The 22,767-nt window shown below is 29.3% G+C and carries 24 protein-coding genes and 1 tRNA gene; 23 read left to right on the top strand and 2 right to left on the bottom strand.

All coding sequences use genetic code 11. The features are described 5' to 3' along the window. Positions 1-4: 4 nt before the first annotated feature. On the top strand, positions 5-232 hold the full coding sequence (locus CAMP5082_RS02015) for a FeoA family protein (protein WP_039625344.1): 228 nt from the start codon (positions 5-7) through the stop codon (positions 230-232). After that, on the top strand, positions 232-2,256 hold the full coding sequence (gene feoB, locus CAMP5082_RS02010; protein ID WP_337205772.1) for a ferrous iron transport protein B: 2,025 nt from the start codon (positions 232-234) through the stop codon (positions 2,254-2,256). Before CAMP5082_RS02015 ends, feoB begins: the two co-directional genes overlap by 1 nt. A gap of 15 nt (positions 2,257-2,271) precedes the next feature. Here feoB and tenA read toward each other — a convergent pair whose 3' ends face one another. Then, the gene (tenA, locus tag CAMP5082_RS02005; RefSeq protein WP_337205771.1) at positions 2,272-2,937 is read right to left on the bottom strand and encodes a thiaminase II; all 666 of its coding nucleotides are present in this window, start codon (positions 2,935-2,937) and stop codon (positions 2,272-2,274) included. Positions 2,938-3,082: 145 nt separating this feature from the next. Between tenA and acpP the strand changes: the two genes are divergently transcribed. The 4 genes from acpP (at position 3,083) to CAMP5082_RS01985 (ending at position 5,640) form a co-directional block, all read left to right on the top strand. Further along, on the top strand, positions 3,083-3,316 hold the full coding sequence (acpP, locus tag CAMP5082_RS02000; protein WP_039617517.1) for an acyl carrier protein: 234 nt from the start codon (positions 3,083-3,085) through the stop codon (positions 3,314-3,316). A gap of 28 nt (positions 3,317-3,344) precedes the next feature. Continuing rightward, positions 3,345-4,559 (top strand): beta-ketoacyl-ACP synthase II, encoded by a 1,215-nt coding sequence (locus CAMP5082_RS01995; protein WP_039627924.1) that lies wholly within the window; start codon positions 3,345-3,347, stop codon positions 4,557-4,559. Between the two features lies 1 nt (position 4,560). Then, positions 4,561-5,496 carry an acetyl-CoA carboxylase carboxyltransferase subunit alpha gene (locus CAMP5082_RS01990; protein WP_039617520.1) on the top strand — a complete coding sequence of 312 codons (936 nt, stop codon included), beginning with the start codon at positions 4,561-4,563 and terminating at the stop codon, positions 5,494-5,496. A gap of 68 nt (positions 5,497-5,564) precedes the next feature. Further along, a tRNA-Phe gene (locus CAMP5082_RS01985) sits at positions 5,565-5,640 on the top strand. A gap of 1 nt (position 5,641) precedes the next feature. On the opposite strand, the gene CAMP5082_RS01980 is transcribed toward CAMP5082_RS01985, so the two are convergent. Beyond that, complete coding sequence (locus CAMP5082_RS01980; RefSeq protein ID WP_337205770.1) at positions 5,642-6,439, bottom strand: ferritin-like domain-containing protein; 798 nt, start codon at positions 6,437-6,439, stop codon at positions 5,642-5,644. Positions 6,440-6,520: 81 nt separating this feature from the next. Between CAMP5082_RS01980 and kpsM the strand changes: the two genes are divergently transcribed. The 17 genes from kpsM (at position 6,521) to CAMP5082_RS01895 (ending at position 22,767) form a co-directional block, all read left to right on the top strand. Beyond that, positions 6,521-7,297 carry a capsule polysaccharide transporter KpsM gene (gene kpsM, locus CAMP5082_RS01975; RefSeq protein ID WP_337205769.1) on the top strand — a complete coding sequence of 259 codons (777 nt, stop codon included), beginning with the start codon at positions 6,521-6,523 and terminating at the stop codon, positions 7,295-7,297. Then, the gene (locus tag CAMP5082_RS01970; protein WP_039617525.1) at positions 7,294-7,965 is read left to right on the top strand and encodes a capsular polysaccharide export system, ATP-binding protein; all 672 of its coding nucleotides are present in this window, start codon (positions 7,294-7,296) and stop codon (positions 7,963-7,965) included. The genes kpsM and CAMP5082_RS01970 overlap by 4 nt, the downstream gene beginning before the upstream one ends. Further along, entirely contained in the window at positions 7,955-9,070 is a 1,116-nt protein-coding gene (locus tag CAMP5082_RS01965) for a capsule biosynthesis protein (RefSeq protein ID WP_263736777.1), read from the top strand. Before CAMP5082_RS01970 ends, CAMP5082_RS01965 begins: the two co-directional genes overlap by 11 nt. Beyond that, positions 9,070-10,728 carry a polysaccharide biosynthesis/export family protein gene (locus CAMP5082_RS01960; protein WP_337205768.1) on the top strand — a complete coding sequence of 553 codons (1,659 nt, stop codon included), beginning with the start codon at positions 9,070-9,072 and terminating at the stop codon, positions 10,726-10,728. The genes CAMP5082_RS01965 and CAMP5082_RS01960 overlap by 1 nt, the downstream gene beginning before the upstream one ends. Before the next feature lie 8 nt (positions 10,729-10,736). Then, positions 10,737-11,693 carry a KpsF/GutQ family sugar-phosphate isomerase gene (locus CAMP5082_RS01955; protein WP_442863317.1) on the top strand — a complete coding sequence of 319 codons (957 nt, stop codon included), beginning with the start codon at positions 10,737-10,739 and terminating at the stop codon, positions 11,691-11,693. Positions 11,694-11,717: 24 nt separating this feature from the next. Next, entirely contained in the window at positions 11,718-12,605 is an 888-nt protein-coding gene (gene rfbA / locus CAMP5082_RS01950) for a glucose-1-phosphate thymidylyltransferase RfbA (RefSeq protein WP_263709502.1), read from the top strand. A gap of 6 nt (positions 12,606-12,611) precedes the next feature. Continuing rightward, a complete protein-coding gene (gene rfbC, locus CAMP5082_RS01945; RefSeq protein ID WP_337205767.1) occupies positions 12,612-13,187 on the top strand; it encodes a dTDP-4-dehydrorhamnose 3,5-epimerase in 576 nt (191 codons plus the stop codon). Beyond that, entirely contained in the window at positions 13,180-14,061 is an 882-nt protein-coding gene (gene rfbD, locus CAMP5082_RS01940) for a dTDP-4-dehydrorhamnose reductase (RefSeq protein WP_263664807.1), read from the top strand. The genes rfbC and rfbD overlap by 8 nt, the downstream gene beginning before the upstream one ends. Continuing rightward, a complete protein-coding gene (gene rfbB / locus CAMP5082_RS01935) occupies positions 14,058-15,065 on the top strand; it encodes a dTDP-glucose 4,6-dehydratase (RefSeq protein WP_337205766.1) in 1,008 nt (335 codons plus the stop codon). Before rfbD ends, rfbB begins: the two co-directional genes overlap by 4 nt. Beyond that, positions 15,058-15,984 carry a glycosyltransferase family 2 protein gene (locus tag CAMP5082_RS01930; RefSeq protein ID WP_337205765.1) on the top strand — a complete coding sequence of 309 codons (927 nt, stop codon included), beginning with the start codon at positions 15,058-15,060 and terminating at the stop codon, positions 15,982-15,984. The genes rfbB and CAMP5082_RS01930 overlap by 8 nt, the downstream gene beginning before the upstream one ends. Then, positions 15,977-16,387: a sugar 3,4-ketoisomerase gene (locus CAMP5082_RS01925; RefSeq protein ID WP_337205764.1), complete on the top strand. Its 411-nt coding sequence runs from the start codon at positions 15,977-15,979 to the stop codon at positions 16,385-16,387. The genes CAMP5082_RS01930 and CAMP5082_RS01925 overlap by 8 nt, the downstream gene beginning before the upstream one ends. A gap of 251 nt (positions 16,388-16,638) precedes the next feature. Continuing rightward, a complete protein-coding gene (locus CAMP5082_RS01920) occupies positions 16,639-17,595 on the top strand; it encodes an ATP-grasp domain-containing protein (RefSeq protein ID WP_337205763.1) in 957 nt (318 codons plus the stop codon). A 2-nt stretch (positions 17,596-17,597) separates the two neighbouring features. Next, positions 17,598-18,176, top strand: a complete 579-nt coding sequence (locus CAMP5082_RS01915) for an HAD family hydrolase (RefSeq protein ID WP_337205762.1) — start codon at positions 17,598-17,600, stop codon at positions 18,174-18,176. 5 nt (positions 18,177-18,181) lie between these two features. Continuing rightward, positions 18,182-19,615 (top strand): hypothetical protein, encoded by a 1,434-nt coding sequence (locus CAMP5082_RS01910; protein WP_337205761.1) that lies wholly within the window; start codon positions 18,182-18,184, stop codon positions 19,613-19,615. After that, positions 19,596-21,011, top strand: a complete 1,416-nt coding sequence (locus CAMP5082_RS01905; RefSeq protein ID WP_337205760.1) for a CDP-glycerol glycerophosphotransferase family protein — start codon at positions 19,596-19,598, stop codon at positions 21,009-21,011. The genes CAMP5082_RS01910 and CAMP5082_RS01905 overlap by 20 nt, the downstream gene beginning before the upstream one ends. Position 21,012: 1 nt before the next feature. Beyond that, positions 21,013-21,702 (top strand): IspD/TarI family cytidylyltransferase, encoded by a 690-nt coding sequence (locus CAMP5082_RS01900; protein WP_263664816.1) that lies wholly within the window; start codon positions 21,013-21,015, stop codon positions 21,700-21,702. Between the two features lie 6 nt (positions 21,703-21,708). Continuing rightward, positions 21,709-22,767, top strand: a complete 1,059-nt coding sequence (locus CAMP5082_RS01895; protein ID WP_263664817.1) for an NAD-dependent epimerase/dehydratase family protein — start codon at positions 21,709-21,711, stop codon at positions 22,765-22,767.

Below are 22,767 nucleotides of genomic sequence, written 5' to 3'. Positions count from 1 at the left end.
AAACATGACTTTAGATACATTAAAAGATAATGAAGAAGCTATTATAGTAGGCTTTGAAGCAGATAAACAACTCCAAGCAAGACTTTTTAGTTTTGGTTTTGCAAAAAACAAAAAAGTTAAAAAAATTCGCTCTTCTATAGCAAATTCTACTATCATGGTAGAACTTGATACAACTTGCGTGATTTTACGCTCAAGTGAAGCAAAAATAATACAAATTTCAAAAGAGTTTTAATGAAAAAAATCATCATTGCTTTAGTAGGTCAGCCAAATGTTGGTAAAAGTTTATTAATTAACGCACTTTGCAAAGCTAATATGAAAGTTGGAAATTTTAGCGGTGTTACGGTTGAAAAGGCTGAGGCTAGATTAATTTATAAAAATTATGAGTTTAAATTTATAGATTTACCAGGAACTTATGCATTAGATGGTTATAGTGAAGAAGAAAAAATTACAAAAGATTTTTTAAAAAAAGGTGAATTTGATCTTGTAGTAAATGTGCTTGATTCTACAAATTTAGAGCGTAATTTGATTTTGAGTGCATCTTTAATAGAAGCTAAAATCAAAATGATTATGGCTTTAAATATGCAAGATGAAGCTAAAAATGAAGGTTTTAGTATAGATTTTAAAATTTTATCCCAACTTCTAAATACGCCTTGTCTTGGCGTGTGTGCTAAAACTAAAGAAAATCTAAATGCACTTTTGGATTTAATCATTTCAACCCATGAAGCTAAATTTGAAGCCAAAGAGCGTGTTTATAGTGATATTATAGAAGAAGAACTTGCAAAAATAAGTGAATTTTTAAATCAAAATGAAATTACATATTTAGATTTTTCTACAAAAGATTTGGCACTTGCTTTACTTAAAAATGAAGCTAATATAGTCATTTCACACGCTTTGAGAAAAATACTTGATGAAGCTTTAGAAAAAATTTACATGGCATATCATAGCAAAGATATAGAAAGTATTTTTAAAGAAGAACTAATTGCTTTTGCAAATGGTATATGTGCTAAGGTTTTAAGTAAGGGTGTTAAGTATAAAAATCATACCAAAGAAATAGATTCTATTTTAATCAATAAATTTTTAGGAATCCCTATATTTTTATTTTTTATGTGGGCTTTATTTCAACTAACCTTTACTTTAGGTCAAATTCCTATGGATTATATAGAAATGTTTTTTGCTAATTTAGGTGATATGGTAAAAAATAATATTAGCAATGAATTTATCGCTTCAGCCTTAGCTGATGGTGTTTTAGGTGGGGTTGGTGCGGTTATAACTTTTTTACCAAATATTATGATTTTATTTTTTGGTATAGCCTTGCTTGAAACAACTGGATATATGGCTAGGGTTGCATTTTTATTAGATGGAATTTTATATAAATTTGGCTTACATGGTAAAAGTTTCATCCCTTTAATCACGGGTTTTGGTTGCTCAGTACCTGCATTTATGGCTACAAGAACTTTAAAAAATAAAAAAGATAGATTATTAACTCTTTTTATTATTAATTTTATGAGTTGTGGTGCAAGGCTTCCTGTATATGTGCTTTTTGTTGGAGTGTTTTTTCCTGCTGATGTGGCGGGAAATTATCTTTTTGGGATTTATCTTCTAGGTGCGTTTTTAGGTTTGATTGCAGCTAAGATTTTAAGAATGAGTGCTTTTAAAGGACAAGATGAACCTTTTGTAATGGAAATGCCAAAATATAGAATGCCAAATTGGAATTTAGTATGGTTTATGGTGTTTAACAAAGCCAAAATGTATTTAAAAAAAGCAGGAACATTTATTTTGATAGCTTCTTTGCTTATTTGGTTTGCGAGTAATTTTCCTGCACAAGAAAATAATACTCAAGATGCTTTAACTCAAGAGCTTCAGATAGAAAATAGTTATCTTGGACAATTTGGTAAAGCAATAGAGCCTATTTTTGCACCACTTGGTTTTGATTGGAAACTTAGTGTATCTTTGGTAAGTGGTTTAGCTGCTAAAGAAGTGATGATTTCTACTATGGGTGTGCTTTATTCTTTAGGTGATGAAGTTGATGAAACAAGTTTAAATTTACAAGAAGCTATAAAAGAAAACATCCCTTTTAATACAGCAGTAGCTTTTATACTTTTTGTTATGATTTATAATCCTTGTTTTGCAGCAACTATAGTTTTTGCTAAAGAAGCGGGAAATAAAAAATATGCATGGTATCTTTTTGTATTTACATCTTTATGTGCGTATTTGGTTGCTTTTTTGGGGATTAATATTGCTAAATTGATAATTTAATCATCTTTATGATGATTAAATTTCCATTTTTTGCTCTAAAGAGTGTTGCCAAAAGGCTGTTTCAAGTCTTACGGTAGTATAAAAAATTTCGTTTAACTTTTTAAATTTTTCTTCACTAATGCTATTTGCATAAGAATTAAAAAAGTCCTTAAATTCTTTGATTTCATCTTGAAATTCTTTACCCGCATAGGTTAAAATCCATTCTTTGTAAGGATGATTTTCTAAGTTTTGTTTATTAAGTTCTTTATAAATTTCTTCTCCCATGTATGCATAACCTATAGCACAAGCACTCAAAGCACATAGCATATCTAAATAATCTCCATTTTGCCCCACACTTAGTAAATATCTTGTATAAGCAATATTAGTTAAACTTTCATCCTTATGGTCAAGTTTTTCTACATCAATACCTAGTTTTAAAATACTTCTATGAAGTTCCAATTCTCCTTCTAAAGTGTAGTTTTGATTTTTAATGGCAAATTGAATTTCTTTAGCATTATTTGCATTTAAAGCAAGCAGGGCATAGCATTTTGCGTAATTGTTTAAAAAGATATAATCTTGTTTAAGATAAAATAAAAATACATCTTTTTCTAAAGTGCCGTTTTGAAGTTTTTTTACAAATTCATGATGGATGTATTGATCCCAAGTTTTTTTATTTTCTTTTATAAGTCTATCCAAAAGCATTAATTTCCTTTGTTAAAAATTAAGCTTTTATTTAAACACAGATAATTAAATTTTTAGTAATAATCTTTAATTTTTAACTTTTTAAACAAGAAATTTATTTTTTTATTGTAAAATGTGGTTTAATTTTTTAAACTAGGAGATAAAAATGGCAATTTTTGATGATGTAAAAAAAGTAGTTGTTGAGCAACTTAGTGTTGATGAAGATGCAGTTAAAATGGAATCTAAAATCATTGAAGATTTAGGTGCAGATTCTTTAGATGTTGTTGAATTAGTTATGGCTTTAGAAGAAAAATTTGATGTAGAAATTCCAGACAGCGATGCTGAAAAACTAGTAAAAATCGAAGATGTTGTTAATTATATAGAAAATCTTCAAAAATAATTTTAATTTTTAAAATAAGGAGTGCGGTTTGAAACGCGTTGTAGTAACAGGTATAGGAATGATCAATGCCCTTGGCTTAGACAAAGATAGCTCATTTAAAGCAATTTGTGATGGCAAAAGTGGTGTTGATAAAATCACTCTTTTTGATACCACTGATTTTCCAGTGCAAATTGCTGCTGAAGTAAAAAATTTTGATCCTTTAAGTGTTTGTGATGCTAAAGAGGTTAAAAAAATAGATCGTTTTATACAACTTGGCATTAAAGCAGCAAGAGAAGCTATGGAAGATGCTAAATTTGATGAAACTTTAAACAAAGAAGAATTTGGTGTAGTTTCAGCAGCTGGTATAGGTGGTTTACCAAATATAGAAAAAAATTCCGTTACTTGCGCACAGCGTGGACCACGTAAAATTACTCCTTTTTTCATACCATCAGCTTTAGTTAATATGCTTGGTGGGATTATTTCAATCGAGCATGGATTACAAGGACCAAATATTTCATGTGTAACTGCTTGTGCAGCAGGAACCCATGCTATAGGCGAAGCTTATAAAAGCATAGCTTTGGGCAATGCAGATAAAATGCTTGTAGTAGGTGCTGAAGCAGCCATTTGTGCTGTGGGTATAGGTGGCTTTGCTGCTATGAAAGCTCTTTCTACTAGAAACGATGATCCAGCTAAAGCTTCAAGACCATTTGACAAAGAAAGAGATGGTTTTGTGATGGGCGAGGGTGCTGGTGCTTTAGTGTTTGAAGAGTATGAGGCTGCTAAAAAGCGTGGAGCTAAAATTTATGCTGAGTTAGTAGGTTTTGGCGAAAGTGCGGACGCACATCATATCACTTCGCCTACTTTAGAAGGGCCATTGCGTGCTATGAAAAAAGCTTTAAAAATGGCAGGAAATCCAAAAGTAGATTATATTAATGCGCACGGAACTTCTACTCCGGTAAATGATAAAAATGAAACGGCAGCTATTAAAGAACTTTTCAAAGATCAAATTCCTTTAGTTAGTTCTACAAAAGGTCAAACAGGCCATTGCTTAGGTGCTGCTGGAGCTATTGAAGCTGTTATTTCTTTAATGGCACTTGATCAAGGTATATTACCGCCAACTATCAATCAAATCGTAGCAGATGAAAACTGTGATCTTGATTATATACCAAATACTGCAAGAAAAAGCGAAGTTAATGTAGTAATGAGCAATTCTTTTGGTTTTGGTGGAACAAATGGTTGTGTGATTTTCAAAAAAGTAGATTAATATGGCTTCTTATTTAGATTTTGAAAAAAATATCCAGCAAATTGATGAAGATTTAGCAAATGCTAAAATCAAAGGCGATGATGAAGCAGTAAAAATTTTAGAAAAAAATCTTGAAAAAGAAACTCAAAAAGTTTATAAAAATTTAAGTGATTACCAACGCTTACAGCTTGCAAGACATCCTGATCGTCCTTATGCGCTTGATTATATTCAAGCTATATTAAGTGATGCTTATGAAATTCATGGCGATCGTGCTTTTAGAGATGATCCTGCTATTGTGTGTTATGCAGGCTATATAGGTGGCAAAAAAGTTATTGTTATAGGTGAGCAAAAAGGTAGAGGTACTAAAGATAAACTTCATAGAAATTTTGGTATGCCTCATCCTGAAGGTTATAGAAAAGCTCTAAGAGTAGCAAAAATGGCTGAAAAATTTGACATACCGGTGTTATTTTTGGTAGATACCCCGGGTGCTTACCCAGGAGTGGGTGCTGAAGAGCGTGGTCAAAGTGAAGCTATAGCTAGAAATTTATATGAATTAAGTGCTCTTAAAACAATCACTATAGCAGTAGTTATAGGTGAAGGTGGAAGTGGCGGTGCTTTAGCCATAGGAGTAGCTGATAAACTTGCTATGATGAAAAATTCAGTTTTTTCTGTGATTTCACCTGAGGGTTGTGCTGCTATTTTATGGAATGATCCATCAAAAAGTGAAGCTGCTACTAAAGCCATGAAAGTAACTGCTGATGATTTAAAAACTCAAGGTTTGATTGATGATGTTATCGAAGAGCCAATGAGTGGAGCTCATAGAGATAAAGAAAATGCGATTAAAAATTTAAGTGATTATGTCTTAAAAGCTATAGAAGAATTAGAACAATACGATAAACGCGAATTAGCTGCATTAAGAATGCAAAAAATCTTTAAATTTGGAGCTTTTTCTGAATAATTTGTATTTTTATGTAAATTTCAACTTTTTTTAAAAAAACTATTGTATAATTATAACTTCAATTCAGTGGTTGGATAGCTCAGTCGGTAGAGCAGCAGACTGAAAATCTGCGTGTCGGCAGTTCGATTCTGCCTCTAACCACCATTCATTTTTTATTATAAAAATCATCTAATTCTTGAAGTTCATTTTCGTTAAATCCTGCTTGAATTCTAGCTGTTTTGTTATATACTTTTCCTAAAAGATTAAATTCTTTATATTTGGCGCAAAGATCAAGGTAACTATCGTTTTCGTTTTTTGCATAATTCCACCAAAAATCCCCTTTATTTACATGTTTAATCTCATCATTTAGTATAATGGTAAAAATTTCACTAAATAAACTTTTTATAGGATGATTAGTTGTGTTTAATTTTTCTAAGACAAAAGGATTAGCATCAAGTCCTTTTGCTTCAAGTCCTCTATGTACTATACCCATTCTGTGAGCAAGATTATCTTTGGTTAAAAACAAGGCTTTTTCAAGATTATCATGCGCATGGAAATCTCCATATTTAAAACCAAGTTCATTTAAAGTTTTTTCTAAAAGTAAAAAATGCTTAATTTCCTCATCAGCCACCTCAAGCCAATCTTGATAAAACCTCAATGGCAATTTTTTAAACCTATAACTAGCATCTAAAGCCAAATTTATAGCACTATATTCTATATGTGCAACTGAATGTAATATTTTAGCTAAAGATAAAGTGCTGTTTGCTTCTTTTGGACGTCTTATTTTCATAGGATGAAGGATTTTAACTTGTGAGTTTTCACAAATGATCGCTTCATGGGAATGATTAAAATCATACAAATTAGCTTTAAAATTTTCATAAAATTCATTAAATAATTCAATCTTTTTAAAAATATCTTTGTGATATAAAATTTTTTCTAATTCCTCAAAGAAATTTCTTTTCATTTTTAAACCTTGTTAAATATTGTATAAGATAAAAAAGTATAATATAGAAATTTTGAAATTTTAAAAAGGTTTGCTAAAAATATGTTTAATGTCATATATGCTCTTTTTTTTAGAGAGTTAAAGACAAGATTTGGTATTAATAAATATTTGGGCTATTTCTGGGTAATCGGTGAGCCTATGATGGTGGTTTTGGTAATCACTTCTATTATAACAGCTATAAGAGAATTTCATCATCAAATCATGCCTGAAGGTGTTTCTATCTTTTTATTTTTAGCAGTAGGGATTATACCTTTTTTTATGTTTAGAAGTATCATTAATCAGCTTTTGCACGGTATTGGGGCTAATTTAGCTCTTTTTTCTTATAAGCCTATTCGTCCTATTCATGTTTTTATTGCAAGAGCATTGCTTGAGTTTTGCATTTATTTTACTATTTTTATTTGTGTAATGTTTTTAGCAGGTTGGTTTTTGCATATGCAAGTTATACCTAAGCATTTTTTAGAAGTGATGTTTTCGCTTTTTTTGCTTGTGGTCTTTGGTTTTGCTATGGGGATGTGTTTTGCTATAGCAGGACATTTTGCAGAGCCTTTAAAAATGGCTTTAAATTATTTAAATATAGTTTTATACTGGACAGCCTTGGTGGTATTTCCTATATGGATAGTTCCAAAACCCATTTTAGACATTTTATATTATAATCCACTTTTGCATATTATGGAACTTTTAAAATATAATTTTTTTCAAAATTATCCATTGCTTGATGATTATAATTATTACTATCCTATTATATGTTTGAGTGTGATTTTGTTTTTGGGATTGTTTTTTTATTATTTTACTAGAGAAAAGTTGATAGCGGTGCGATGATAAAATTAGTTAATTTAACCAAATCTTTTCCTTTGCGTAACGGTGGAAGGCATTATGTTTTTAAAAACTTAAGTTTTGAATTTCCTGAAAATTGTAGTATAGGCTTAATGGGGCGCAATGGTGCTGGAAAATCAACCTTAATGAAACTTTTAAGTGGTTCCTTGCTTCCTGATAGAGGTAAGATTATCACTAATAAAAAATTATCTTGGCCTTTGGGTTTGGCAGGTGCTTTTCAACACAGACTCTCAGCAAGGGACAATGCACGCTTTGTGGCTAGAGTATATGGTTATAAAGGAAAAGCTTTAGAAGAAAAGATTAAATTTGTTGAAGATTTTGCTGAGCTGGGTAAATTTTTTGATGAGCCTATGAATACTTATTCAGCAGGTATGAGTGCTAGGATATCTTTTGGCTTAAGTATGGCATTTGATTTTGATTATTATTTGATTGATGAAGCAGGTGCTGTGGGAGATCCTAAATTTAGAGAAAAAAGCTCTAAAATCTATAAAGAAAAATTAAGCCAATCAAAAGTTATCATGGTTTCACACAATGTAGCTGAAATTAAACAATGGTGTGATAAAATTATATTTATGCAAGATGGACAAGCTACTATATATGATGATGTAGATGAGGGTATAGCGGTGTATCAAGGAAAAATAAATGCAAAATGATTTATTAAAAAAATTTAAAAATTTAAAGATACTTAACTCTTTCAAAATAGTGTTGATTTTGACGGCATTTGTTGTATTTTATTATGTTTTTATAGCAGCAAATCGTTATGTGAGTGAAAGTGTTTTAAGTGTGAAATCAACCACAGGAGATAGCGGAGCTATCACCGGAATTGCTGCACTTTTAACTAATAATTCTTTTTCAAGCGAGGATATAACTTTCTTAAAATCTTATATTCATTCTTTAGATATGTTAAATATCTTAGAAGAAAAAATTCAAATTCGTGAGTTATATCAAAAACAAAAACTTGATTTTTTTTATAGTATTTCTTCATCAGCTGACCAAGAGGATTTTTTAAAGTATTATCAAAACCGTGTTAAGATTATTCAAGAAAACTCAGCCAATGGGCTTTTGCGTGTAGAAGTTGAAGGTTTTGACCCACAAAGTGCACATTTAATTGCTTCAACTATAGTTAAAGAAAGTGAAAAATTTATCAATGAAATTTCACACAAGGCTGCAAGAGATCAAATGCAATTTGCCGAAGAAGAGCTTTTGCAGTTTAAAAAAAGATATCAAAAGGCTAAAGATGAACTTTTAGCTTTTCAAAATAAATATGGGGTATTTGATCCACTCAAACAAGCAGAAGGCACTCTAAAACTCATAGCCGAACTTGAATCAAAAATAGCAGCTAAAGAAGCTGAGCTTTTGATGATGCAAAGTTATATAAATGATAATGCACCACAAATTGTCACTATAAAAAGTGAAATCACAGCCTTAAAAAAACAACTTCAAAAAGAAAAATCCAAAGTTTCATCGCCAAAATCCTCTCAAAAGCTTAACGATCTTGCAGCTAAATTTCAAGATCTAACCATAGAAGCAGGTTTTGCAGAAAGCGCTTATACAGCTGCATTAAAAGCTTATGAGAGTGCTAGGATAGAGGCTTTAAGAAAGATAAAACAAGTAGTTATAGTGCAAAGTCCAAGTTTACCTCAAAGTGCTAAATACCCAGAAGCTTTGTATAATATACTCACGGCTTTTATGATTTTATCTTTGATTTATGGAATTGTTAAATTTATTAAAATGATTATAGAGGAGCATAGATACTAATGAAAAAGATATTTTTATTTTTACTTTTACCTTTGTTTTTATTTTCAGCGGTAGATGTTTCTCAAATTGCGAAAATTCAAAATCAACCATTAACTCCATCTTTAGAGCCACAAATTATAAATTATGATAACAACCAAAGTGATTTTAATCAAACTCAAGTTCCGATAACTAAAGTTTTTGGTGCTCACTTATTTAATGGTAATTTTACTAAATTTACCCAACATGTTTACAATCCTGATTATAAATTAGCAGTAGGCGATAGGATTAATGTAAAAATTTGGGGCGCAGTAGAGTTTATACAAACCTTAACAGTAGACTCTCAAGGAAATATTTTTATACCAAAAGTAGGTGCGATTAATCTTTTGGGTGTGAAAAATAGTGCTTTGGTTCAAGTTATTACAAAAGCTATTAATAAAATCTATAAAAGCAATGTCTATGTGTATGCGGATATGGATATTTATCAAAATGTATCGGTATTTGTTACAGGAAATGTGAATCAACCAGGCCTTTATCAAGGACTAAGTTCAGATTCTATTATACAGTATTTAGATAAAGCAAGTGGAATTAATTTAGAATATGGTAGTTTTAGAGATATTCAAATTTTAAGAGATAATAAAGTCATTAAAAAGATAGATTTATATGACTTTTTACTTAAAGGTCAGCTTGATCTTTTCCCTTTTAGAATGGGCGATGTGATTTTAGTAGGTAGTGTGCAAAAGTATGTTTTTGTAGAAGGAGATGTGCAAAAACCTTTTAGATTTGAGTTAAGTAACGATATTTTAAATTTAGAAGATATAGCCAAAGTTGCAGGAGCTAAGCCTATAGTAACTAATGCAGTGGTAAAAAGCTATAGAGATGATCATAAATTACACGTAGATGCGTATAGTAAAAAGCAGTTTTTAGGTGTGAAATTATATAATGGTGATGAGATAGAATTTAGACCTGATTATACTGCGCAAAATATTAGCATTAGCATAGAAGGTGAGCATAGCGGGTTGCATTCTATGGTAATAAAAAAAGGCACAACCTTAGCTGAACTTGCTAAAATGATTACAGTTAATGATCAATCAAATATTAACGCCTTACAGGTTTTTAGAAAAAGTGTAGCAGCTACTCAAAAACAACTTATTGAAGCCCAGCTTAAAGAGCTTGAAACACTAGCTCTAACAAGCTCTTCAGTTAATGCTGAGCAAGCTAGCATTAGAGCTACTCAAGCTAAGACGATTTTAGAATTTATTGCGCGTGCAAAACAAGCCCAACCAAAAGGACAAATCGTTATAGACAATGTCAAAGCGTATAATTCTATAGTACTAGAAGAAGGTGATGTAGTGAATGTGCCTAGTAAAAATAATCTTGTTTTAGTTCAAGGTGAAGTTTCTATACCAGGTGCATTTGTGTATATGGATAAAGAAAAATTAAGATATTATATCAACCTAGCAGGTGGTTTTAGCGATAGAGCAGATATATCAAGAGTTTTGGTAATCAATGCTAATGGTAAAGCAACTAAATACAGCGGTAGAAGCTCAGCAGATATCAAAGCGGGAGATTCTATTTTAGTTTTACCAAAAGTAGATAGTCAAAATTTACAAATCTTTAGCATGTTAACACAAATTTTATACCAAATAGCTATTGCAACTAATGTAGTGTTAAATATATAGGAATTTAGATGAGCCAAATCGATGCAATTAAAATAGCCAAAGAAGTTTTTGAGATAGAATCAAAAACGATTTTAGATTTATGCGATAATTTAGATGAAGGTTTTAATAAAGCGGTTGAGCTGATTTTATCTATCAAAGGTAGATGTGTTGTAAGTGGCATGGGTAAGTCAGGCCATATAGGAGCTAAGATAGCTGCGACCTTAGCTAGTACAGGCACTCCAAGCTTTTTTATGCACCCAGGTGAAGCATTACATGGAGATCTTGGTATGCTTGCAAGCGAGGATGTGCTTTTGGCTATTTCAAATTCAGGAGAGACTGAAGAGGTTTTAAAACTCATACCAGTGATTAAAAAAAGAAAAATTCCTTTAATTGTTATGGCAGGTAATCAAAACTCTACTTTAGCTAAACAAGCAGATATTTTTATAAACATAGCAGTAAAAAAAGAAGCTTGTCCGCTTCAACTTGCTCCAACTTCTTCTACCACGGCTACTTTAGCGATGGGTGATGCAATAGCAGTAGCTTTGATGAGAGCAAGGAATTTTAGACCTGATGATTTTGCTTTATTTCATCCAGGGGGAAGCTTGGGTAGGAAGCTTTTAACTAGGGTGGGTGATTTGATGGTATCAAATAATCTACCTATAGTCAACCCTAATAGTGATTTTAATGAATTAGTTGATGTGATGACTAGTGGTAAATTGGGACTTTGTATAGTGCTTGAAAATGAAAAATTAGTTGGGATTATCACGGATGGAGATTTAAGAAGAGCATTAAGAGCAAATGATAAGCCAAGATTTGACTTTAAAGCCAAAGAAATCATGAGTGAGAGTCCAAAAACCATAGAAGCAAATGCCATGGCAAGTGAAGCAGAAGAGCTTATGCTAAAACATAAAATCAAAGAAATAGTTGTCACTCAAAATGAAAAAATAGCAGGCATTATACAACTTTATGCAATAGGAAGTGTGTAGGTAGTTTTTATATAAGGAGTTGTAATGAAGGGTATAATTTTAGCAGGTGGAAGTGGCACTAGGCTCTATCCAATAACAAAAGGTACTAGTAAACAATTGTTACCGATTTATGATAAACCTATGATTTATTACCCATTATCGGTTTTGATGTTGTCTGGAATAAAAGAAATTTTAATTATATCCACACCTAAAGATTTACCAAGATTCCAAGAATTACTAGGAGATGGATGTGAGTTGGGAATTACATTGTGTTACAAGGAACAGCCAAGCCCTGATGGCTTGGCGCAAGCTTTTTTGCTGGGTGAAGAATTTATAGGCAATGATGATGTTTGTTTGATACTAGGCGATAATATTTTTTATGGTCAAGGATTATCATATTTGCTGTTAGACAGCGTAGAAAGAGCAAAAAATAATTCTAAAGCTACTGTTTTTGGTTACTATGTTAACGATCCTGAAAGATATGGTGTTGTAGAATTTGATCAACAAGGTAGAGTGATTAGTATAGAGGAGAAACCAGAAAAACCAAAGAGTAATTATGCGGTTACAGGTTTGTATTTTTATCCTAATGATGTTATAGCTAAAGCAAAACTGGTAAAACCTTCAGACAGAGGGGAGTTAGAAATCACAACGTTAAATCAAATATATCTTGAAGAAGAAAGATTAAATGTTGAGATTATGGGAAGAGGTTATGCATGGTTTGATACAGGTACACATGATTCTCTATTGGATGCCAATATTTATGTACAGACATTAGAAAAAAGACAGGCTTTAAAAATAGCATGTTTAGAAGAAATAGCTTATAATAAAGGATATATCACCAAAAAGCAATTGCTAAAGCTAGCAAAGCCTTTATTAAAAAATCAGTACGGTCAATATCTAGCAAAAATATCAGAGAATATTTATTTTAAATGAGTTTTGATGCAAATACTTGATACGAATTTTAATGATGTTAAATTAATAAAGAAAGAATTGTTTTTTGATAATAGAGGATATTTTACAGAAGTTTTTCACCAAAAAAAAATTACAGAAAAAATATGTAAAAATATAGATTTTGTTCAAGAAAACGAAAGTTGCTCAAAAAAAAATACCATAAGAGGTTTACATTATCAAATACACCCTTTTGCACAAACTAAATTAATAAATGTTATTAGCGGTAGAATTTTAGATGTAATTGTGGATTTACGTAAGGATAGTCCAACTTTTTTAGAACATATCAAGATTACAGTAAGGGCTGAAGATAATATATTGTTATTTGTTCCTCGTGGATTTGCGCATGGTTTTATAGCATTAGAGGATTTTACAAAAGTTTCTTACATGGTTGATAATTTTTATAATCCAAAGAGTGAAAGAGGTATATTGTATAATGATCCACAGTTAAAAATTGATTGGGGTGTAAATGATTCCGAAGTTTTAATTTCTGATAAAGATCTGTATTTGCCTACACTTGAGCAAATTCAAGATTTTTTTGATTATAATGTGGATTATTATGAGTAGAAGCATTGCTATCTTGGGATCTAATGGTCAATTAGGAAAGACTTTTCAGGAATTATCTAGTTTGTATAAAAAAAAATATAGTATGTTTTTTTTTGATAAAATACAAATAAATATACAAGATAAAAATTTACTAGAATATTTTATTGATAAATATAAGTTTGATTATATAATTAATTGTGCTGCATATACTGATGTAAATTTAGCGGAAGTCAAACAGAAAGAAGCTTATATGCTTAATTATAATAGTGTTGAAAATATAGCAGATTTGACTAAAAAATATAATTTAACTTTTATTCATATTTCTACTGATTATGTTTTTGATGGTAAAAGCTGTACTCCTTACAAGGAGAATGATAAAGCAAAGCCTTTGAATGTTTATGGTAAGTCAAAGCTAAAAGGTGAGCAAGTGATTGTAGATATTAGCCCAAAAAATACAATTGTCATAAGAACATCATGGCTATACAGTAATTATAAAAGAAATTTTGTCCATACTATAAGAAATCTTGGCAAAAAAAAGGGAGAGATTAATGTTGTCTATGATCAGATAGGGACACCTACATATGCCAGAGATTTAGCTGAAGTAATTTTAAATATTTTACCATATATACAAAACGATAAACCAGAAATTTATCATTATTCTAACGAGGGTATTGCTAGTTGGTATGATTTTGCAAAAGAGATAATGAAGTTATCGCAATTAGATTGCAATATTAAACCTATAGAAAGTAAAGATTTTTTGGCATTAGCTCCAAGACCTTCTTATAGTGTGTTAAATAAACAGAAAATTAAAGAAAAATTTCATATTGAAATTCCACATTGGAAAGATAGTTTGGAAAAATGCATAAGTATATTGCAGAAGGATGATATTTTATGAAAAATTTATTACTTACAGGAACAGCAGGTTTTATTGGTTCGAATTTTGTGCCGTATTTTTTAGAGAAATACAAGGATTACATTTTAATTAATCTTGATCTTTTAACATATGCAGGTAAATTGGAAAATTTAAAGGAGTGTCAAAATAATCCTAGATTTAAATTTATAAGAGGAGATATTTGTAATCAAGAGCTGGTTCAATTTCTTTTTGAAGAATATAACATCCAAGGTGTTATTCACTTTGCTGCAGAATCGCATGTTGATAATTCTATTAAAAATCCTGAAATTTTTATTCAAACAAATATAAATGGAACATTCAATCTGCTAAATATAGCATACAAACATTGGATGGAGAAGCCATTTGTATATAAAGATAAATATCAAAATTGTAGATTCCATCATATAAGCACAGATGAGGTTTATGGGACTTTAGGGGAATGCGGTTTTTTTACAGAAAATACTCCTTATGCTCCAAATTCACCTTATTCTGCTAGCAAAGCTAGTTCTGATATGCTTGTAAGATCTTATCATGAAACCTATGGATTAAATACTGTTATTACTAATTGTTCTAATAATTATGGACCAAAACAGCATGATGAAAAATTAATACCTACAATCATACGAAATGCATTGGCGGGTAATAAAATCCCAATTTATGGAGATGGGAAAAATATTCGAGATTGGTTGTATGTTTTGGATCATTGCAAAGGCATTGATCTTGCTTTTCATGGTGGAAGATCAGGTCATACTTATAATATTGGTGGTAGAAATGAGAGGACAAATCTACAGATTGCTTATAAAGTATGCGAATTATTAGATCAATATAGACCAAAAAATATTAGCTATAAAGCACAAATTACTTTTGTGGAGGATAGGGCAGGACATGATAGACGCTATGCTATTGATGCTAGTAAAATTGAAAATAAACTTGGTTGGAAAGCTGATGAGAATTTTGATACAGGTATAATAAAAACAGTAGAGTGGTATTTAAAAAAATATGAATAATACAGTTGCGATTTTGCTTGCCACATATAATGGTGAGAAATATTTAAAAGAGCAAATTGACTCGATTTTAAATCAAACTTATAAAGATATTAAGATTTATATAGGTGATGACTGTTCAAAAGATAGCACTATTGATATTATTAGAACTTATAAGGATTTATATCCCGATAAGATTATATATTATCAGAATAACACAAATATGGGATTTATTAAGAATTTTGAAAAGCTTCTTCAAAGTTGTAGTGAGAATTATATGGCCTTCAGCGATCAGGATGATATTTGGCTACCTAATAAATTAGAAGAACAAATGAAAGAAATAATCAAAATGGAAAAAAAATGTAATTTACCAATAATGTGTCATAGTGATTTGATTATGATAGATGAGGATAAAAAAATTCTATATAAATCTTTTTTTAAATTTAAACAATACAAAATAAACTTAAAAAAAGATTTGGGGCATATACTTGGACCTTGTGGAGTGATGGGTAATACTATGATGATAAATAAAGCTTTAAAAGAAAAAATATTGCCATTTTCAAAAAATATTAATTTTCATGATTATTATATAGCTATTATGTGTGAACTTTTTGGAAAACGAATAACATTAAGTGAATCTTTTGTTTTGTACAGAATTCACCAAAACAACACAAGCAATTCAAAATTAAATATTAAAAAGAAGAAAAATACAGCTTTACCTTATCTTGAACGAAATCTTGATTGGCTGGATAATATTAAACAGGATTTAAAAAAAAATGATCTGTTGATTATAAATAAATTTCAATCTTATATTCAAAATCCAAAAAAATTATATCATTATTTAGAATTACTTAGATATAATCTAGTAAAGAGAAATGATATTTACCGATTTAAATTATTTTTTAGATTTTTGTATAACATATATTGGAAGACTAATGGATGAATTTTATAAAATAATAAACTTTAATGCCATAGGAAATCAGAATGATGGGTTTTTGGTGGCTTTAGAGAGTAATAAAAATATACCTTTTGAAATAAAAAGAGTTTATTATATATGGGGTAATCAGCAAGACAAGATAAGAGGAAAGCATGCACATAAAGATTTAGAGCAAATTGTGATATGCGTAAAAGGAAGTTGTGATTTTATTTTAGATAATGGTATTATTCAAAAACATATTCATCTAAATCAACCTAGTCAAGGGCTTTATATAGGTAATAATATTTGGAGAGAGTTTACTAACTTCTCGAAAGACTGTGTTGTAATGGTGATTGCTTCTAAATATTATGATATTGATGATTATGATACGGATTACTTGGATTTTAAAAGTAGAGTAAATTGTAGATAAATATGTTATTATAGATTGGTTAATTTTAATATAAAATTTTCTAGAAAACTTTAAATATGTTAGAATTTAAAAAATAGAAGAAAAGTTATGTTGGTATTTTAAAATTTAAATTTAGATATATTGTCTCGTAGATTTATAGTTAGAGTAGATAATGTGATTTAAAAATATATAATTGAATTGATGCTAATAATTATTAGATTATTTTCAATTTATAATATAAATTAGATTAAAATATTATTTAAAGGTGTAAAGTGGTAAATTTATTAATATTATCTGCCGGTACAAATGCAGCTTTTCATTTTATTCGAACCATTAAAAATAATTTTCAAGATAAAATTAAAGTTATTGGGGTGGATATTAATGAAAAACATACAATAGCCTCTTCTATTTTCTTGGATTCCTTTTATGTGGCTCCTTTGAGCTCAGATGAAAAATATTACGGTTTTATTTTAAATATATGCAAAAAGGAAAGAATTGATTATTTAATGCCGATTTTAGATATAGATCAAATTATGTTTTATAAAGAAAATCTAGATCTAAGTGAAATAAATGTTAAAGTCTTGGGGCTTAGTAAAAAGGTTACTTGCTTGTATGCCGATAAAGAAAAGATGAATGTTTTTTTAGCTGAAAATCACTTTTTAGTTCCTAAAAGTTTTGGTCTAGAAAATATAAAAGATAATGAATTTTATTTTATTAAGCCAAAAAAAGGTTATGGTTCTATAGGTGCAGACATTAAATTAGGTGCAGACATTAAAAAGATAAATGATATTCGTAATTTTTTAATACAAGAAATATGTAGTGGGCCAGAATATACAGTTGAATGTTTTAGATATCAGAAATTTATCTCATGTATAACCAGAGAAAGGATTCAAGCTAAATCAGGCGTGTGTGTAAAGGCAAAAGTATGCCATATGGATGAAATAGAAAAGATGGTAAAAAAAATTGCGCAAATAATACCAGAATGCCCTATGTTTTTTAATGTGCAGTTCATGAAAAACAGGGAAAATAGGTTTGTTATTACAGATATAAATTTAAGATTAGCTGGTGGCATGAGTATTTCAAAAGCTGCAGGATGGGATGAGGCTTCCGCTATAGCACATGTTTTATTAGGTAGTGATTTGGATAAGATAGAATCTTGTTTTGGTTTTTCGCATAAAGAGTGTTTTGTTATGAGGGCATACTGTGACTATATCACAGAATGTAACTGACAATGCAAAATATTGCTTTTGATTTAGATGGGACATTATTAAAAAGTTTTATTAGACATAAATATGTCTTAGGATTAGCTTTGCAAAAAAATAATATTAGTTTAAAACTAAACGATTTGATTGAGTCAAAAAGAAATGGGATGAGTAATGAAAAATACTTACTTTCTAAAAACTTAGATATAAAATTAATTCGTAATATTTGTGATTATTGGTGTTATCATATAGAAGATATGCGATTTTTAGAGCTAGATAGACTCTATGTTAATTCTTATAATATTCTAATTCGCAATCGTTTAAAGAATAATAAACTTTTTTTAATTACAGCTCGTAATAATTCTAAAAACTGTAATATTCAGATAGATAAACTAGGCATTAGAGAGTATTTTAATGAAATTTTTATTATACCTTCTAATTTGAGTTCATATCAGAGTAAAGCACAAATTTTAATGCAAAATAAAGTTGACTATTTTATAGGAGATACTGAAGTAGATAAAAAGGCAGCTTTGATTAGTGGTGTGAAATTTATACCATGCTATCATGGTTTTAGAAGTAAATTATTTTTAGATAAAGTGAGAGTGTAAATTAAATGGAAATAATTAATTATAAATTAATAGAGGAAATTTTAAAACAGGGTTATAGAAATATTTGTTTTATGTTGCCAGCAAAAAATATAGGTGGTGGTACAAAAAAATTTTGCGAATTAGCTATTTTATTATCACAATGTAGTCAATTAAAAATTTACTATATGGATTATAAAAATGGATATCCTTCCTATCTTTTAAAAGATAGCGATGTTGAAATAATAGAATACAAAGATACTGATATCTTCTTTCCATTAAAAGAATGTATTGTTGTTACCAATAGTACAAGAATGATTTTGTTAAAGCAAATGGATAAAAATAATAAAGTATTTTTTTGGCATTATGAGACAACTCCTTGCGGTTGGAGTACTTTAATGCTAAATAATGAAACCAATAAGTTTATGAAATTGGTTGATGATAGTAATGCAATGTCTTTTTTAGATTGGGCTTCTAAAGATAGCTTAAATCGTTATCCTCCATTTAAGACTTTTCAAAAATCAAATTATTGGTATGTTACAGTTGATCCTAAAAAAATCCATAGTAATTTTAAGATTATAAATAAGGATGAAATTAATATATGCTGGTTATCTAGATTAAATACAGATAAAATTACTGCATTGTTAAATTTGATTGAAATTTTTGCCCATTATTCAACAAATAAGAAAAAAAGGTTGCATGTTATAGGTGATGGGATTTCAAGAAAAACTGTTGAAGAATTTGCTAGTAAATATCAAAAATGCATTGAATTTGTTTTTACAGGTAGTTTAACTTTAGATGATGCTAATTTTTATATGGTTAAAAATGCTGATATAGTTTTCGGTATGGGTGCAAGTATATTAGAAAGTGCGGCTTTGAAAATACCTAGTGTTATATTGTTTGCAAGTCATAATAGATATACTGATAATGAGGCTCTTTGGTTAAAAGATTCTAGAGAAAAATGTATCGCACTAACTATAGAACAGAAAAAAGATTTTAATGCTAATTATACTAGTATAATAGATATTATAAACAGTGTATACAATGAGCCAAGCGGTAAGCTTAAATATGGTTTATTGTGTTATAGATATTACAAAGAAAATCATTGTGATTTAAATAAATTAGCAAACAATGTACTGCTTTTTTTAAAAAACTCAACATTAACATTTGATAAGATTAGTAAATGTCTAAAATTTATTCCTTATTGTCTTATTGAAATTGAAAGAAAAAAAATACTCAATAAAACATTCTTCTTAAAGATTAAGCATTTAAATGGTATAAGATATAGGTTCTTAGGAATGACATTTTTTAGAGTAAAAAATAGCGGTAGTCAAATTACATACTTTTTATTCGGTATTAATATATTTAGTAAAGAGGTGAAAAAGTGCTTCCGGTTTCCGGTTGCATTGAAGGATGAGAGTCATATTTACAAGAAGGAGAAAAATGAAAATTTGTTTCTTTAAAATTCCTATTTTAGATATAGTTAAAATTTCAAATTCATCAAATTATAATATTTATATGTTTAAAATGCCGTTTTTGAGCATTAGATCAAAAAATAATTGTATAAATGTTAATTTTTTACTACTTCAAAGAATTTGGGCTAAAATCAAACCAAAGATAATAGGTTTTAGAAAGAGTTATGCAAATTATAAATACAAAAGATCTTTAAGGCTAAAATACTACAAGGGGAAAATAAGAATTCTTTTAGTGGCTGTACCAAGACCATCGATGTGGATTTTTGATTATATATATAAGGCCTTGGAGAAAAATGGCAAATTTGAAATTTTTATAGTTATTCCGCCAGATCCAGCATATGAATATACTATGATGTGTAAGTATGCTAAAGAAGTTTATGATGAGCTATCTTCTAAAGGATATAATCCTATAATGGGTTATGATTTTACTACTAAAAAAAATATCGATCTAAGAAAAACAATCAATCCTGATATTATTTTTTATTCGGATTTTCATAAGATGCATTTTCATAAGGATTTTTATATAACAAATTTTTTAGATAAAGTGACGGTGTTAAACGACTATGGTTTTTCAGTAATGCAAGAAGAAAAAACAGTAAATTTCGAACTAAACAATACTGTTGATATGTATTTTAGACCAACTACTATTCACATGAAAATGGCAGCAGAATTAATGGAGAATAAAGGGAGAAATACTGTATTGATTAATGGTAGTCCAAAGCTTGATGCTATTTTTGATAAAAATCATATTTTTAAAGATGTATGGAAAACACAGCCAAAGATTAAAAAAAGAATCATATGGGCACCGCATTACTCCGATGGTCATCCAAAAGATATGTACCAGTATAATGCATTTTATGAGTTGTATGATTTTATGTTTGAATTGGCATTGAAATTTAAAGATGAAATTCAAATAGCATTTAGACCGCATCCTGTTTTAGAGTCAAGATTGGTCTTAAAATGGGGCAAAGAAAAACAACAGGCGTATTATGATAAATGGGAAAAATTAGAAAATGGACAATATTATCCTGGTGATTTTTTAGATCTTTTTGTTTCTTCTGATGCTATGATTATGGATTCTTGTTCATTTATGGGCGAATACACGGTAGTTAACAAGCCTTTATTCCATACAGTTGGGTCTACAACTAGAATTAAATTAAATGATTTTGGTAATGAAATTTACAAATTTTGTTATAAAACAAAGCAGAATTTAAAACAAGATATTGAGAAATTTATAAAAGAGGTTGTATTAGAGGGTAAAGATGTATATAAAACACCAAGAGAAGAATTTATACAAAGATATTATATAAGTAAAGATGGCAAAAATGCATCCGAAAATATAGTAGAAAAAATAGTGAATTATATAGAAAAAGGAGGACTGTAGAATGAATATAGCTTTGATTATAGCAGGTGGCATAGGTGCTAGAATGAATCAATCCATCCCAAAGCAGTTTATGAGTATTAATGATAAGCCTATTATTATATATACATTGGAAAAATTTGAAAAACATCCTGCGATAGATGAAATTGTAGTGGTTTCGTTAAATGGTTGGGAGAATATATTATTAAGTTATGCAAAACAATTTAAAATCACCAAGTTAAGACATATAACAAAAGGTGGAGATTCGGGACAGGAATCTATAAAAAATGGTATTTTGAAGTTGAAAGAATTTTATAGTGATGATGATATTGTTTTAATACATGATGCTATTAGACCTAATGTTTCAGAAGAGATTATTTCAGATGCTATTAGAGTGATCAATGAAAAAGGCTCTGCGGTATCTGTAATACCTTGCAATGAAGCAATGTTAGTTAGCAATGATGGTGGTATTAACTCAAGACAAACTTATGATCGACAAAAGCTGAAAAGAACACAGACTCCTCAAGGTGCAACATTAAAAGCACTGAAAGATCTTCATGATAAGGCGGAAAAAATGGGTATTAAGGATTCTGTTGCTACATGTACATTGATGATAGAAACAGGGGGAGAAATTTATTTTTCAATAGGTTCGGAAAAAAATATTAAAATCACAACAATGGATGATATTGATATTTTTAAAGCATTGTTAAAGTAGGGTATTGTGTATTTTCAAGATAAAATTTATATTAATAATTTTCAGACTATTAAGAAGGAGTGTTTTGATAGTCTACGGTCAAGTAATATTTTAATAACAGGGGCTACAGGATTAGTGGGATCTTGTATTGTTGATTTTTTGATGTATTTAAACGAATATTTTAAATATGATGTTAATATTTATGCTGTAACACGTTTTTCAAGCAAAGCTTTTGAAAGATTTAGCAGTTATGCTAATTATTGTAATTTGCATATAGTTGAATGCGATCTAAGCAAAGAAATTCCAAATATAGATGTGAATATAGATTATATTTTACATGCGGCTAGTAATACTCACCCTGAATTATATGCTAAAAATCCAGTTGAAACCATGTGTATAAATTTTATAGGAACTTTAAATATATTAAAATTTATGCAGCAAAATTATCGTAAATCTAAAATGATATTTTTGTCAACTTTAGAAGTATATGGTGAAATGCAAAAAAATAAAAAATATTTTTGCGAAAGTGATATAGGTAAAGTTGATTTTAATCTCTCAAGATCTTGTTATCCTGAGAGCAAAAGAGCATGTGAAACACTGTGCCAATCCTTTATAAAAGAATATGAATTAAATATTACTATTGCAAGATTGGGATATATTTACGGTCCTACTGTTGATTTAAGTAGTAGTAAGGCTGATGTTCAATTTTTAAAATGCGCATTAGAACAAAAAAATATAATTATGAAGAGTAAAGGAATACAAGCTAGATCTTATTGTTATGTTGTCGATGTTGTCTCGGCTCTAATGTTTTTAATGATAAACGGAAAAAATGGAGAGGCCTATAACATTGCAAATAAAGAATCTAATATTACATTAAAAGATTATGCTGTTGCATTGGCAGATCGAGCAGATGTTAAAATTGAATTTTGTGAACCTAGTGATATCGAAAAAGAAGGTTATTCTACTGTTCAAAATTCAACTTTAAATTCAGATAAAATTGAACAATTGGGCTGGAGACCGCAATTTTCATTGAGAGAAGGTGTAGGTTTTACATTGGCTATCAAAAAAAATATTAAAGGAAATTAA

It is taken from the genome of Campylobacter sp. LMG 17559, from assembly GCF_024723605.1.
Lineage (GTDB): Bacteria > Campylobacterota > Campylobacteria > Campylobacterales > Campylobacteraceae > Campylobacter_D.
This window is presented reverse-complemented; position numbering and strand designations above follow the sequence as displayed.